At 70.6% G+C, this 12504-nt stretch carries 12 protein-coding genes; 7 read left to right on the top strand and 5 right to left on the bottom strand.

Annotated features, from left to right (window positions below; translation table 11 throughout):
• Positions 1–1710 (top strand): MFS transporter, encoded by a 1710-nt coding sequence (locus ACE3TL_RS02820; protein ID WP_374577159.1) that lies wholly within the window; start codon positions 1–3, stop codon positions 1708–1710.
• Between the two features lie 94 nt (positions 1711–1804).
• Here ACE3TL_RS02820 and ACE3TL_RS02815 read toward each other — a convergent pair whose 3' ends face one another.
• The 3 genes from ACE3TL_RS02815 to rlmN are packed head-to-tail and all read right to left on the bottom strand — an operon-like array spanning position 1805 to position 4308.
• Positions 1805–2638, bottom strand: a complete 834-nt coding sequence (locus ACE3TL_RS02815) for a serine protease (protein WP_374577158.1) — start codon at positions 2636–2638, stop codon at positions 1805–1807.
• Positions 2639–2651: 13 nt separating this feature from the next.
• Positions 2652–3080, bottom strand: a complete 429-nt coding sequence (locus tag ACE3TL_RS02810) for a DUF350 domain-containing protein (protein WP_374577157.1) — start codon at positions 3078–3080, stop codon at positions 2652–2654.
• Between the two features lie 58 nt (positions 3081–3138).
• Positions 3139–4308, bottom strand: coding sequence for a 23S rRNA (adenine(2503)-C(2))-methyltransferase RlmN (rlmN, locus tag ACE3TL_RS02805; protein ID WP_374577156.1), 1170 nt, complete (start codon positions 4306–4308; stop codon positions 3139–3141).
• A gap of 201 nt (positions 4309–4509) precedes the next feature.
• Here rlmN and ACE3TL_RS02800 point away from each other — a divergent pair, with 201 nt between their 5' ends.
• The 4 genes from ACE3TL_RS02800 to ACE3TL_RS02785 all read left to right on the top strand — a co-directional run bounded on the left by ACE3TL_RS02800 (position 4510) and on the right by ACE3TL_RS02785 (position 8127).
• Positions 4510–5511 (top strand): NADPH:quinone oxidoreductase family protein, encoded by a 1002-nt coding sequence (locus ACE3TL_RS02800; protein WP_374577155.1) that lies wholly within the window; start codon positions 4510–4512, stop codon positions 5509–5511.
• A 105-nt stretch (positions 5512–5616) separates the two neighbouring features.
• Complete coding sequence (locus tag ACE3TL_RS02795) at positions 5617–6468, top strand: SDR family NAD(P)-dependent oxidoreductase (RefSeq protein WP_374577154.1); 852 nt, start codon at positions 5617–5619, stop codon at positions 6466–6468.
• Positions 6465–7208, top strand: a complete 744-nt coding sequence (locus tag ACE3TL_RS02790; RefSeq protein WP_374577153.1) for a 2OG-Fe(II) oxygenase family protein — start codon at positions 6465–6467, stop codon at positions 7206–7208. Before ACE3TL_RS02795 ends, ACE3TL_RS02790 begins: the two co-directional genes overlap by 4 nt.
• A 46-nt stretch (positions 7209–7254) precedes the next feature.
• Positions 7255–8127 carry a DMT family transporter gene (locus tag ACE3TL_RS02785; protein WP_374577225.1) on the top strand — a complete coding sequence of 291 codons (873 nt, stop codon included), beginning with the start codon at positions 7255–7257 and terminating at the stop codon, positions 8125–8127.
• On the opposite strand, the gene ACE3TL_RS02780 is transcribed toward ACE3TL_RS02785, so the two are convergent.
• Positions 8124–8552 carry a YkvA family protein gene (locus ACE3TL_RS02780; protein ID WP_374577151.1) on the bottom strand — a complete coding sequence of 143 codons (429 nt, stop codon included), beginning with the start codon at positions 8550–8552 and terminating at the stop codon, positions 8124–8126. The genes ACE3TL_RS02785 and ACE3TL_RS02780 overlap by 4 nt on opposite strands.
• Positions 8553–8608: 56 nt before the next feature.
• Between ACE3TL_RS02780 and ACE3TL_RS02775 the strand changes: the two genes are divergently transcribed.
• Together ACE3TL_RS02775 and ACE3TL_RS02770 are read left to right on the top strand one after the other, a co-directional pair.
• The gene (locus tag ACE3TL_RS02775; protein ID WP_374577150.1) at positions 8609–9391 is read left to right on the top strand and encodes an SDR family NAD(P)-dependent oxidoreductase; all 783 of its coding nucleotides are present in this window, start codon (positions 8609–8611) and stop codon (positions 9389–9391) included.
• 202 nt (positions 9392–9593) lie between these two features.
• A complete protein-coding gene (locus ACE3TL_RS02770) occupies positions 9594–11861 on the top strand; it encodes a PAS domain-containing protein (RefSeq protein ID WP_374577148.1) in 2268 nt (755 codons plus the stop codon).
• On the opposite strand, the gene ACE3TL_RS02765 is transcribed toward ACE3TL_RS02770, so the two are convergent.
• Positions 11858–12454 (bottom strand): SOS response-associated peptidase family protein, encoded by a 597-nt coding sequence (locus ACE3TL_RS02765; protein ID WP_374577147.1) that lies wholly within the window; start codon positions 12452–12454, stop codon positions 11858–11860. The two genes, ACE3TL_RS02770 and ACE3TL_RS02765, sit on opposite strands and share 4 nt — an antisense overlap.
• Positions 12455–12504 lie beyond the last annotated feature (50 nt).

Here is a 12504-nt window from a genome sequence, read left to right as displayed (position 1 = left end):
ATGACCACCGAAAGCCAGGCTTCCGAGCCGGCCGCCGAGAAGCCTGGAACGCTCGCGGCGCTGGCCGTCTATCTGGAGCGCCGCTCGCTGGTGATGCTGGCCCTGGGCTTCGCCTCGGGCCTGCCGAACCTGCTGATCTTCGACACCCTGTCGGCCTGGCTGCGTGATGCCGGCCTGTCGCTGGAGGTGATCGCCTTCTTCGGCCTGGCCACCCTCGCCTATTCGCTGAAGTTCCTGTGGGCGCCGCTGGTCGACCGGGCGAGGATTCCATTGCTGACCAAGTGGCTGGGCCATCGGCGGTCGTGGATGCTGGCCTGCCAGGCGCTGATCGTCTTGGGCCTGTGGGCCATCGCCGGCGGCGATCCGGCGCGGGGGCTGGGGCTGATGGCCCTGTTTGCGGTGTTCGTCGGCTTCGTCTCGGCGACGCAGGACATCGTCATCGACGCCTGGCGGATCGAGGCTGCGGCGACCGAGAAACAAGGGGCCATGGCGGCGGCCTATCAGTGGGGCTATCGCATCGCGATGATCGTGGCCGGGGTCGTACCGCTGGCCCTGTCGGAATACGCCGGTTGGAACACCTCCTACGCCATCATGGCGGTGCTGATGCTGATCGGCGTCGCCGGGGTGCTGGGCGCGCCGCGCGAGGCCCAGCACGAGATCCGCGCCATCGACACCGGCGACATTCCCGCCGCGCCCGGCCGCGACCTGGCCGAATGGATCGTACGGCTGGCGCTGTTCGCGCTCGGCGCCCTGGTGCTGGGCTCGGGCCTGGCCGGCAATGCGGCCCTGCTGACGGCGGGGCTGAACGCCCTGGGCCTGCCTGGCGCGGGAGAACAGGTGGCCGCACTCTGGACGGCCAAGCCCTGGGGGGCCGCGGCCCAGATCGGCGGGGTCGTGCTGGGCGCGCTGGTGATCTATCTCGCCGCCCGCCCGGCGCCGGGGCTCAAGACCCGGCCGGGCCGTTATCTGAGCGTGGCGCTGGGCGCGCCGCTGGCCAATTTCTTCGCCCGCTACGGCCAGGCGGCGGGACTGATCCTGGCGCTGATCTGCGTCTATCGGCTGAGCGATTTCGTGCTCAACATCATGAACCCGTTCTATCTCGACATGGGCTTCTCCAAGCTGGAGATCGCCGAGGTGCGCAAGGTGCTGGGGGCGGTGATGTCGGTGCTGGGCGTGGGCCTGGGCGGCTTCAGCATCGCCCGGTTCGGCCTGATGCGCTCGATGGTCGCCGGCGCCTTCGCAGGGCCGATCTCCAACCTGGTCTTCGCCTGGCTGGCGACCCAGGGGCCGCAGCTCTGGGCGCTGTCGGCGGCGATCGGGATCGACAATGTGGCCTCGGGCTATTCGGGCACCTGCCTGATCGCCTACATGTCCAGCCTGACCGGCCAGGGGTTCACCGCGACGCAGTATGCGCTGTTCTCCTCGCTCTATGCGCTGCTGGGCAAGCTGATCGCCTCGCAATCGGGGCGGATCGTCGAGGGGGCGGCGGCCGCCGCCGACGCCGGGGGCCTGTTCGCCGCCTTCAAGCCGCTGTTTGCGAACCTGCCCGCCGAGACCTTCGCCAGCGCCATGGAGAAGTCGGGGGTTTCGGCCGCGGCCCTGGGCGCGGGCTATGTGACCTTCTTCATCTATTCGGCCCTAATCGGCCTGATCGGCATCGCGCTCGCCTTTGCGGTGGCCAGGCTGAACCCACAGCCGAAGACGTTATAGAGATCGCCTGTCGGAGCGGAGGGATGGAACGCGCCATTCGGCGCAGGCCTCTTGGCGGTCTTCGAGTCCTTCGCGGTCTTCGTATCCTACGTCCCTACGACGCCTTCAGGCAGATCACCTGGGCGACGCGCAGGTCGCGGCGCAGAGTGTCGGCGACGCGGCCGTAGTTGTCGACGGTGATCGGCTCGCCGACGGCGAACTTGGCGGCGCGCTGGTGGGTGGCGGCGAGGGCGCCGGCGACGGTCTCGGGCGCGGCGGTGTAGATGCGGCCCCGGCGGGGGCTTTCTGCGACCGTCACGCCGATCACCCGGCCGGCGCGGTCGAGCACCGGCGAACCGGAGAGGCCGGCCAGGGTGCCCTTCAGCCCGTCGGTGCGGCCGGTCTCGGCCCAGACCAGGACGGATTCGGTGCGCGCGCCCCGGCCGCGCACCTCCAGGTTCTCGCGGCCCAGCAGGCGCGAGGTCGCCTCCCCCGGTTCGCCCTGCGGATAGCCGGGATGGAAGGCGCGGTCGCCGCGGCGCAGGGTCTGGTCGAGGCCGAGCGGCAGGGGCGGGGCGCCGCCCTCGGTGACCAGGACGGCGGCCTCGCCGCGCGGGTCGATATGGACCTGGGCCTCCACGCCGCGGCCCTCGGCCACCACGATGGCGGTCTGGGTGCAGCCGTCGACCACGTGGCGGGCGGTGACCCAGACCCCGCTGTCGGAGACGGAGAATGCGGTGCCGATCCCCGGCTCGGCCTTGCCCGGCACATCGACCACCACCTGCGGGTCGAAGGGCGAGGCGGGCCCCAGCGGCAAGCCCTCGCCTCCCGCCACCGGCGGCGGGGGCGGCGGGGCGTCGGCCCGCTCCTGCCGGCCCACGGCGGCGATCAGCAGGGCCAGCACCACCGCCGCATAGACCAGCCAATCGGGGAGCTTGGGGAAGTGCATCGGCTCTGGGCCGTCACCCGGCCATGGCCGAGGCGATGATCAGGGCCGTGGCGAGCTTGGCCCCCACCAGCAGGGCGGCGGCGGCCACCTCGCCCTCGGCGATCCGCTGGGGCAGGCCGCGCAACAGGAGATCGACCAGGCGGAAGACCAGCAGTTGCAGGGCGACGCACGCCGCGCCCCACATGCCGATCTCCAGCGCCGAGGTCGACCCGGCCAGCGAGGCCGAAAGCGGGATGGCCAGGCCCACCAGCACTCCCCCCAGCGACAGGGCCGCGGCGGCATTGCCCTCGCGGATCAGGGCGATCTCGCGGTGCGGGGTCAGCAGGATGTAGATCAGCACGCCGGCGATGAGGATCGCCACCGTCACGCCGATATGCATCAGGGCGATCGGGAAGCCGTTGGCGAAGGCCTGGATTTCCGGCGATTGCAGCTCTGGCGGCATGGGCGTCCCGTCAGGAGGAAAGGTTACTGGGCCGAATGGTTAGCCGGGGCGTGCGGGCCTAGGCAATGGCCTCGCCGGCTTCGGCGGCCAGCTTGCGGCGGGCGCTGGCGCGCAGCTTCTCGCTCTCGCTCTTGAGCTGGCCGCAGGCGGCGAGGATGTCGCGGCCGCGCGGCGTGCGGATCGGCGAGGCGTAGCCGGCGCGGTTTAAGATGGCCGCAAAACTCTCGATCGCGCCCCAGTCCGAGCAGCCGTAGTTCGTGCCGGGCCAGGGATTGAACGGGATCAGGTTGATCTTGGCAGGAACGCCCTTGAGCAGCTTGACCAGGGCCTTGGCCTCGGCCGGGCTGTCGTTGACGTCCTTGAGCATCACGTACTCGAAAGTCACGCGGCGGGTGTTGGAGAGGCCCGGATAGCCGCGGACGCCCTCCATCAGGGTGGCGATGTCATATTTCTTGTTCAGCGGCACCAGCACGTCGCGCAGGTCGTCGTTGGTGGCGTGCAGCGAGATGGCCAGCATGGCCTGGGTGCGCTCGCCCAGGGCCTTCAGCTCGGGCACGACGCCGGAGGTCGAGACGGTGATGCGGCGGCGCGAGATGGCGATGCCCTCGCCGTCGGCGATGATGTCGATGGCGTCGGCGACGTTGTCGAGATTGTAGAGCGGCTCGCCCATGCCCATGAACACGATGTTCGAGAGCCGGCGGTCCTCCTTGGGCGAGGGCCATTCGGCCAGGTCGTCGCGGGCGATCTGCACCTGGGCGACGATCTCGGCGGCGGTCAGGTTGCGCACCAGGGCCTGGGTGCCGGTGTGGCAGAAGGTGCAGTTGAGCGTGCAGCCGACCTGGCTGGAGACGCAGAGCGCGCCCGAGCGGCCGACGTCGGGGATATAGACGGTCTCGACCTCGATGCCCGGGGCCATGCGGATCAGCCACTTGCGGGTGCCGTCCTTGGACACCTGGCGCTCGACCACCTCGGGGCGGTCGAGGACGAAGGCCTCGGCCAGGGCCGCGCGGGTCTCCTTGGCCACGTCGGTCATGGCGGCGAAGTCGGTGACGCCGTAGTGGTGGATCCAGCGCCAGAGCTGGCTGGCGCGCATCCTGGCCTTGTCCGGGCGCACGACCGCAGCGTCGATCAACGCTTGCGCCAAGGCCTTGCGGGTGAGGCCCGAGAGGTTCGGTTTCACGACGGCCGGCGCGGCCGCGCCGCGCGAAAGATCGAGGGTGACGCCCAAGGGATGCTCGCTGTCTGGAAGTCCGGGAATATAGGGCAGAGCGGCGCTTATTCAAAATGGCCGCAGCGCCGCGGCTCTGCATGGAACGGCCCGCGCGAACCGCGAGCGCCAATCAAACAAATGTTCGACACGCCCCTTCCTCCGGTCCTGCCCCTGCGCTAGCGTCCGCGCCAACTGGATTTAGAGACGCGGGAGAGCGACATGAAGGCGGTGCTGAGCAAGGTTGTCGGCGGGCCCGAAACCCTGGTGGTCGAGGACATTCCCGCGCCGGAGGCCAAGCCCGGCTATGCGGTGATTTCGGTCAAGGCGGTGGGCGTCAACTTCCCCGACGTGCTGATGATCGAGGACAAGTACCAGGCCAAGCCGCCGCGCCCGTTCTCGCCGGGCGGCGAGCTGTCGGGCGTGGTCAAGGCCGTCGGCGAGGGCGTGACCAACGTCAAGGTCGGCGACCGCATCCTGGCCAACACCGGCTCGGGCGGCATGGCCGAGGAGGTGCTGCTGCCGGCCAACCGCCTGTGGCACATCCCCGATGCGATGCCGCACGACATCGCCGCGGCCTTCATCCTGACCTATGGCACGAGCTGGCACGCCCTGAAGGACCGCGCCGACCTGAAGGCCGGCGAGACCCTGCTGGTGCTGGGCGCGGCCGGCGGGGTCGGCCTGGCGGCCGTCGAGCTGGGCAAGGCGATGGGCGCGCGGGTGATCGCCGCCTGCTCCAGCCAGGAGAAGGTCGACCTGGCCATCAAGCACGGCGCCGACGCCGGCGTGGTCTATGGCCGCGGCCCGTTCGACCGCGACGGCCAGAAGGCGCTGGGCGCCCTCTTCAAGGAAGCCGGCGGCGAAAACGGCTTCGACGTGATCTATGACGCCATCGGCGGCGACTACGCCGAGCCGGCCCTGCGCGCCATCGCCTGGGAAGGCCGCTACCTGGTGGTCGGCTTCGCGGCCGGCGACATCCCGAAGATTCCGCTGAACCTGACCCTGCTGAAGGGCTGCCAGATCGTTGGCGTGTTCTGGGGCACCTGGGCGGCGCGCAATCCCGAAGCCTTCGCCAAGAGCATCGACGAACTGCTGGAGCTCTACGCCCAGGGCAAGGTCAAGCCGCACGTCTCCGAGCGCTTCCCGCTGGAACGCGGCGCCGACGCCATCGCCCACCTGGGCAGCCGCAAGGCGATGGGCAAGGTGGTCGTCACGGTCGGGTGAACCTGCCGCGCCGGAGGGCCGCGCCCTCCGGCGCCGCGAACGCGCTCGACGCCGCCCGCCCCGCCCTCTAGTTATCGCCGATCACATAAGAAACGGGAGTGAAGCATGGCGGGACGTCTGGACGGCAAGGTGGCGGTGATCACCGGCGGCGCATCGGGGATCGGGCTGGGAACGGTCGAGCTGTTCGTCGCCGAAGGCGCGCAGGTCGTGGCCGCCGACATCCAGGACGACAAGGGCGCGATGCTGGAGAAGCGCTTTCCCGGCAAGGTCGCCTACGCCCACTGCGACGTCACCGACGAGGCGCAGATCGAAGCGGCCCTGAAGACGGCCAAGAGCGAATTCGGCGGGCTGGACATCCTGTTCAACAACGCCGGCATCTCCGACCGCATGACCTCCATTGCGGAGATCACCGCCGAGGGCTGGAGCTGGATCTTCGACGTCCTGGTGCGCGGCCCGGCCCTGGGCATGAAGCACGCCGTCCCGCTGATGCTGGAGCGCGGCGGCGGTTCGATCGTCAACACCGCCTCGATCGCCGGCCTGCAGGCGGGCTTCGGCCCCATCGCCTATTCGACCGCCAAGGCCGGGGTGATCCATATGAGCCGCGTGGCCGCGGCCCAGCTCTCGCCGCAGAAGATCCGCGTCAACGCCATCTGCCCCGGACTGATCGCCACCTCGATCTTCGGCGCCTCGTTCGGCCTGCCGCGGGAGGTCGCCGACCAGATGGCCGCGCGGGTGGCCGAGAACGCGGCCGGCGCCCAGCCGGTGCCGAAAGCCGGCCTGCCGGACGACATCGCCCAGGCGGCGCTCTACCTCGCCTCCGATGCGGCGGCCTTCGTCTCGGGCACGCATATCGTGGTCGACGGCGGCATCACGGTCGGCGGGCGCCATTCGTGGGACGCCAGCATGATCTCGCCCTTCGCCACCATCCTGGGCGACCTCACGCCGGTCCAGCCTTGAGCCTGGCGACAGGCGGCCTCTCGCTGGCGGGCGGGCTCGATCCCGAACGCCTGGCGGGCGCCTTTGCGCGCCACGGCCGCCTGCACCTGCCCGGCCTGCTGCCGAAGGCCCAGGCCAAGGCGGTAGGCCAGGCCCTGGCCGGGCCCACGCCCTGGCACAAGTCGATGCATGTCGGCGGCAAGAGCTACGACTTCGCGCTCGACACCCTGGAGGCCATGCCCGCCGACAAGCGCGCGGCCCTCGACGCCGCCTTCGTGGAGGGCGGCAAGAGCGGGTTCCAATACCAGTTCGACGCCTGGCGGCTGTCCGACATCGTCGAGAGCGGTCAGCGGAGCGGCGGCGCCCTCGCGCCGCTCGAAGCGGTCTACGATCTGCTGAACAGCCAGGCCTTCCTGGGTTTCATCGGCGCGGTCACGCGGGACGCCCGCCCCGCCTATGCCGACGCCCAGGCGACGCGCTATCGCCCCGGCGACTTCCTGACCGCCCACGACGACGACGTGGAAGGCAAGAACCGCCTGTTCGCCTATGTGATGAACTTCACCCCGGCCTGGCGGGCCGACTGGGGCGGCCTGCTGGCGTTCCACGACGCCGACGGTCATGTGGCCGAGGCCTATACGCCGACCTTCAACGCCCTCAACATCTTCCGCGTGCCGCAGGTGCATTCGGTGACCCAGGTCGCCAGCTTCGCCGCCGGCCCCCGCCTCTCGATCACCGGCTGGATCCGTGAGCGCAGATCCTAGGCCCGCCCGTCCGCCCCTGGATCGCAACGTCCACGGCGCGCTGTGGATGCTCGCCTCAGCATTGGGCTTCACGGCCATGACGACGCTGATCAAATTCCTGGGCGACGACTATTCGGCGGCGTTGCAGACCTTCTACCGCCAGATCGCCGGCTTCATCATCCTGCTGCCGATCATCGTGCGACGGCGCAGCGCCGCCTTCGCGACCACGCGGCCGGGCATCCTGATCTTCCGGTCGGCGGCCGGGACACTGGGGATGATCCTGTCGTTCTACGCCTTCCAGAAGATGCCGCTGGCCGACGCCAACGCCCTGTCGTTCACCCGGACCCTGTGGCTGGTGCCGCTGGCGGCCCTGGTGGTGCGCGAAACGGTCGGACCCTTGCGCATCGGCGCGGCGGTGGTCGGGTTCATCGGCGTGCTGATCATGCTGCGGCCGGGCGTCGGCGGCCAGTTCGCGGTCGGCTGGCCGGCCATCGCCATGCTAGCCTCGTCCTTCCTGTTCGCCCTCACCATCACCGGCATGAAGGTGATGACCAAGGACCACTCGCCCACCGTGCTGCTGGTCTGGTCGGCGACGCTCGGCCTGGTCATGGCCCTGCCCGGCGCCTTCCTCGACTGGCGCTGGCCCGAGCCGGTCGACCTCGCGCTGCTGGGCCTGATGGGCGTGCTGGGGACCATCACCCAGGGCTGCTACATCAAGGGCATGGCGATCGGAGACGCCGCCGCCATGGCCCCCATCGACTATACGCGGCTGGTCTTCACGGTGATCGTCGGCCTGACCCTGTTCCACGAGGTCCCCAGCGTCTGGACGGTGGCCGGCGCGGCCGTGGTCGTCGGCTCGACCCTCTTCATCACCTGGCGCGAGGCCCAGCTCGCCAAGGCGGCGCGGCAGGCGAAGCTGACCGAAGAGAGCGCCGGCTAGTCACCTTCGCGCGCCAGGCGCTCCAGGACCTCGCGGGCTTCCTGTCGGTGACGCGGCTTCAGGTGCCGGCCGACCAGGGCCAGCATGGCGGCGAACACCGCCGCATCGTCGGTAAAGCCGATGCCGGCCAGGACGTCGGGAATGGCGTCGGTGGGCAGGACGAAATAGGCCAGCCCGGCCATCATCAGCGCCTTGGCGCGGGCCGGAGTCTGCGGGTCCTTCGCACAGAACCACACCGAGAGCGCGTCGCTCGCGAACGGAACCTTGGCCGCCACGCGGCGGATCTTCGGCCAGAAGCCGCGGGCGACACGCCGCTCGTTCACCCGCGCGACCGCGGGAACCATGGCGCGCGAGGGATCGAGCTCGGCCTTCGCATCGAAAGCCTCGCCGTTGACGCGGGGTGACGCTTTTGAGTTCGCGCTCATCGGGCTAAGCCTTGGACCAACAAGACCCATTAGACGTGAACGGGAGCCAAGCGTCCATGAAACTCGATTCCTCCATCGCCGCGGTCGTGACCGGCGGCGCCTCGGGCCTCGGCGAGGCCACCGTCCGCGCCCTGGCCGCCCAGGGCGTGAAATGCGCGATCTTCGACATGAACGAAGCCAAGGGCGAGGCCGTGGCCAAGGAAGTCGGCGGCGTCTTCTGCAAGGTCAATGTCACCTCGGAAGAGGAAGTGGACGCAGCCTTCGCCAAGGCCCGCGCCGCCCACGGCCAGGAGCGCATCCTGGTCAACTGCGCCGGCACCGGCAACGCCATCAAGACCGCCAGCCGCGACAAGCAGACGGGCGAGGCCAAGCACTTCCCGCTCGACGCCTTCAACCTGATCATCCAGATCAACCTGGTCGGCACCTTCCGCTGCATCGCCAAGTCGGCGAAGGGCATGCTGGACCTGGCGCCGCTGGAAGACGGCGAGCGCGGCGCCATCGTCAACACCGCCTCGGTCGCGGCCGAGGACGGGCAGATGGGCCAGGCGGCCTATTCGGCCTCCAAGGGCGGCGTGGTCGGCATGACCCTGCCGATCGCCCGCGACCTGGCCGGCGACGGCATCCGCGTGAACACCATCCTGCCGGGCATCTTCAATACACCGCTGATGAACGCCGCCCCGCCGCAGGTGAAGGAAGCCCTGGCCGCCTCGGTGCCGTTCCCCAAGCGACTCGGGAACGCCGAGGACTATGCGTCCCTGGCCCTGCAGATGATCACCAACGGCTATTTCAACGGCGAGGACGTTCGCCTGGACGGCGCCATCCGTATGGCTCCGCGCTGATCGGACCCTCACGGACCTGACCAAAGGGGGCCGCGGGCGACCGCGGCCCCTTGCCGTTTGGCGCGCCCGCGCTTTACGGCGGCGCCGTTTGGGGGTTCGGTAAACGCGGGAAATTTCAGGGGAGGCTGATCGCGCCATGATGGGACGGTGGGCGCAGCGGTCGATCGCCGCTCTCGGACGTCCAACCGCCGCGGCCTTCGCCGTGCTCGGGTCCGTCGCGGTGGCCGCCCTCCTGCGCATCGGGCTGGAAGCGGGGCTGGGCGACATGATCGACCCGTTCCCCAACTACATGACCTTCTATCCCGCCGTGCTGCTGGCCACCCTGGCCGCCGGGGCCCGCGGCGGCATGCTGGCCACCCTGATGAGCACGGCCCTGGTCGCCGCGCTCTGGCCGACCCCGGCCTGGGCGATCTACACCACCCTCTTCCTGGCGACGGCCGGGGCCACCGTGCTGGTGGGCCGGGCGATCCGCACCGCCGTACTGCACGGGGCCGAGATCGAGACCCGCTTCAGGGTGTTCCAGGAACACGCCCTGGACGGCTTCATCATCCTCGAGCCCATCTGGCAGGAGGAGCGGCTGGCCGATTTCCGCTGCGTCTATGCGAACCCCGCCGCCGAGCGCATGGCGCCGGCGGGAACGGGCGCCTTCGCCGGCCGCGCCATCGGCGACATCCTGCCGCCGGACCTCGCCGAACTGATGATCGAGCGCCTGCGCCCGGTGTTCGACGCCGGCGCGGCCGACGATATCGAGGTGGCGCGCCGTATCGACGGGCAGATTCGGCATTTCCGCTCCAGCGCCATGCCCCTGCTGGACGGCCTGGCGGTGACCTTTCGCGACGTGACCGCCCAGCGCATCTCCGAAGACACCCTGCGGGCCGGCGAGGCGCGCGTCCGGGCGCTGGTCGACAGCCTGCCGCAACTGATCTGGTCGGCGCAGAGCGACGGAGCCTACGACTATCTGAGCCCGCAGTGGATCGCCTTCACCGGCGCCCCGGCCGAGGCGCACCGGGGGGAGGCCTGGCTGGAGGCGGTGCATCCGGAGGACCGCGACGCGGTCGCCCAGGCCTGGCGACAGGCGGTGAACGGCGGCCTGCCCTATGCGATCGAGCACCGGCTGCGGCGGGCCGACGGGGCATGGCGCTGGGTGCAGGCGCGCGCCAGCGCCATGCGCGGGCGAAACGGCGAGGTGCGCCGCTGGTTCGGCGCCTGCAGCGACGTCACCGAGATCATCGAGGCGCGGAGCCTGCTGGAGACCCGCGTGGCCGAACGCACCCGGGAGCTGGAACGGAGCATCGCCCAGCGCGTGGAGGCCGAGGCGGCCCTGGCCCAGGCCCAACGGCTGGAGACCGTGGGGCGGCTGACCGGCGGGGTCGCGCACGATTTCAACAACCTGCTGACCGTGGTGATCGGCGGGCTGGACATGATCCTGACCAATCCGCAGGACACCGCGCGGGTGACGCGGCTGGCCGAGGCGGCTTTGGCCGCCGGGCGGCGGGGCGAGCGCCTGACCCGCCAACTGCTGGCCTTTTCACGCCGCCAGGAACTGAAGCTGGAGGCGGTGGAGGTCCAGGCGCTGATCGAACAGATCGAACCGCTGGTGCGGCGGGCGATCGGCGAGGACGTGACCTTGAGCATCCGCTGCCCCGAGCCGGTCGGCGCCGGCCTGCTGGATTCGGCGCAGTTCGAGGCGGCCCTGCTGAACCTGGTGGTGAACGCCGTGGACGCGACGCCGCCCGGGCGCGGCGACATCGAGATCGCGGTCGAGCGCATGGCCCAGGCCGTGGACGAGGCGCCCGAGGCCCTGGCGGGCGACTTCGTGGTGGTGAGCGTCTCCGACAACGGCGCGGGGATGGAGCCGGCCACCCTGGAGCGGGCGTTCGAGCCGTTCTTCACCACCAAGGAGGTCGGCAAGGGGACCGGGCTGGGCCTGGCCCAGGTCTATGGCTTCGTGAAGCAGATCGGCGGGGCGGTGACCATCGACTCCTCGGTCGGGTTCGGGACCACCGTGCGGCTCTTCCTGCCCGCCGCGCCCGGCGGGACGAAGACCGAGGCGGCCGCCGCTCCGGGCGAGCTGGGCGACTGGGGCCGCGGCGTGCGCGTGCTGCTGGTCGAGGACGATGCGGCGGTGCGCGCGATGACCGAGAGCCTGCTGGCCGAGCTGGGCTGCCAGGTGGAGAGCGCGGCGGACGGGCCGGCCGCGCTGGAGCGCCTGCACGGCGGCGAGCGCTACGACCTGCTGATTTCCGACATCGTCATGCCCGGCGGCATGAGCGGGGTGGAACTGGCCCGCGCGGCCCACGCCCGCGACGCGCGCCTGCCCATCGTGCTGACCACCGGCTATGCGGGCGAGCGGCTTGCGCAAGGGGCGAGCGAACTGGCCTGGCCTCTGCTGCGCAAACCCTTCCGCGCCGAACAGCTCAGCCTGGCCATGCGCGAAGCGCTGGACCGCAACCGCGAGGCGGCCCTCTAACCCATCTCCACGCCGTCGCAGCGCAGGGTGCGGGCGACCAGGCCGCCGGCCGGGGTCGGCGCCAGCAACTCACGCTGCGGCCGCGAAAGGGTCAGCCAGTCCATGCCAGCCTGCGGGGCGAAGGTGACGATCTGGCGGTCGTGATAGGGAGCGATGTCCGGGCCGGGCGCGGTGGTCAGCAGCGAGAAGCAGCCGTCCTGGACGAGGCCCGCGATCCAGAACCAGTCTTCGCCGGCCCGGGTGAAGAGGTGGCGGTCCTTCAGCTTCACGCCCGCCGCCCGGGGCGCGGTGTATTCGAAGAAGCCGTCGGCCAGGACCAGCACCCGGTCGCTGCGCGAGAAGTCGCGCCCCTCCGAGCGGAAGTTGAACACCGACGCGCCGCGCGGACCCGGCCAGGCCCAGGTAAGCACGGCGCCCTCCAGCATGCCTTCCGCCAGCCGCACCACAAAGGCGCTGTCGCGGATGCGGATCGACGGCTGGGGGCCGAGGTTGGAGACCAGCCCCTGGCGCCAGCGAAAACGAGCCAGGCCGCGCCGGTCGAACGCCTCGATGGCGTCCTGAAGCTGCTTGTTGCGCTGGAACTCGTTGCACATGGGCGGTCAGGCTAAACGAAAAGGGGGGGGGGGGCCACCCACCCCCCCCA

Origin of the sequence: Phenylobacterium sp., assembly GCF_041920015.1 — a bacterium.
In the GTDB taxonomy this organism is placed as follows: Bacteria; Pseudomonadota; Alphaproteobacteria; order Caulobacterales; family Caulobacteraceae; genus Phenylobacterium.
This window is presented reverse-complemented; position numbering and strand designations above follow the sequence as displayed.

Coding starts and splice junctions, on each gene's coding strand:
- ACE3TL_RS02780 (WP_374577151.1), bottom strand. CDS start 8,552: ATGAGCGCGAACTCAAAAGCGTCACCCCGCGTCAACGGCGAGGCTTTC.
- ACE3TL_RS02800 (WP_374577155.1), top strand. CDS start 4,510: ATGAAGGCGGTGCTGAGCAAGGTTGTCGGCGGGCCCGAAACCCTGGTG.
- ACE3TL_RS02795 (WP_374577154.1), top strand. CDS start 5,617: ATGGCGGGACGTCTGGACGGCAAGGTGGCGGTGATCACCGGCGGCGCA.
- ACE3TL_RS02815 (WP_374577158.1), bottom strand. CDS start 2,638: ATGCACTTCCCCAAGCTCCCCGATTGGCTGGTCTATGCGGCGGTGGTG.
- ACE3TL_RS02775 (WP_374577150.1), top strand. CDS start 8,609: ATGAAACTCGATTCCTCCATCGCCGCGGTCGTGACCGGCGGCGCCTCG.
- ACE3TL_RS02765 (WP_374577147.1), bottom strand. CDS start 12,454: ATGTGCAACGAGTTCCAGCGCAACAAGCAGCTTCAGGACGCCATCGAG.
- ACE3TL_RS02785 (WP_374577225.1), top strand. CDS start 7,255: ATGCTCGCCTCAGCATTGGGCTTCACGGCCATGACGACGCTGATCAAA.
- ACE3TL_RS02810 (WP_374577157.1), bottom strand. CDS start 3,080: ATGCCGCCAGAGCTGCAATCGCCGGAAATCCAGGCCTTCGCCAACGGC.
- ACE3TL_RS02820 (WP_374577159.1), top strand. CDS start 1: ATGACCACCGAAAGCCAGGCTTCCGAGCCGGCCGCCGAGAAGCCTGGA.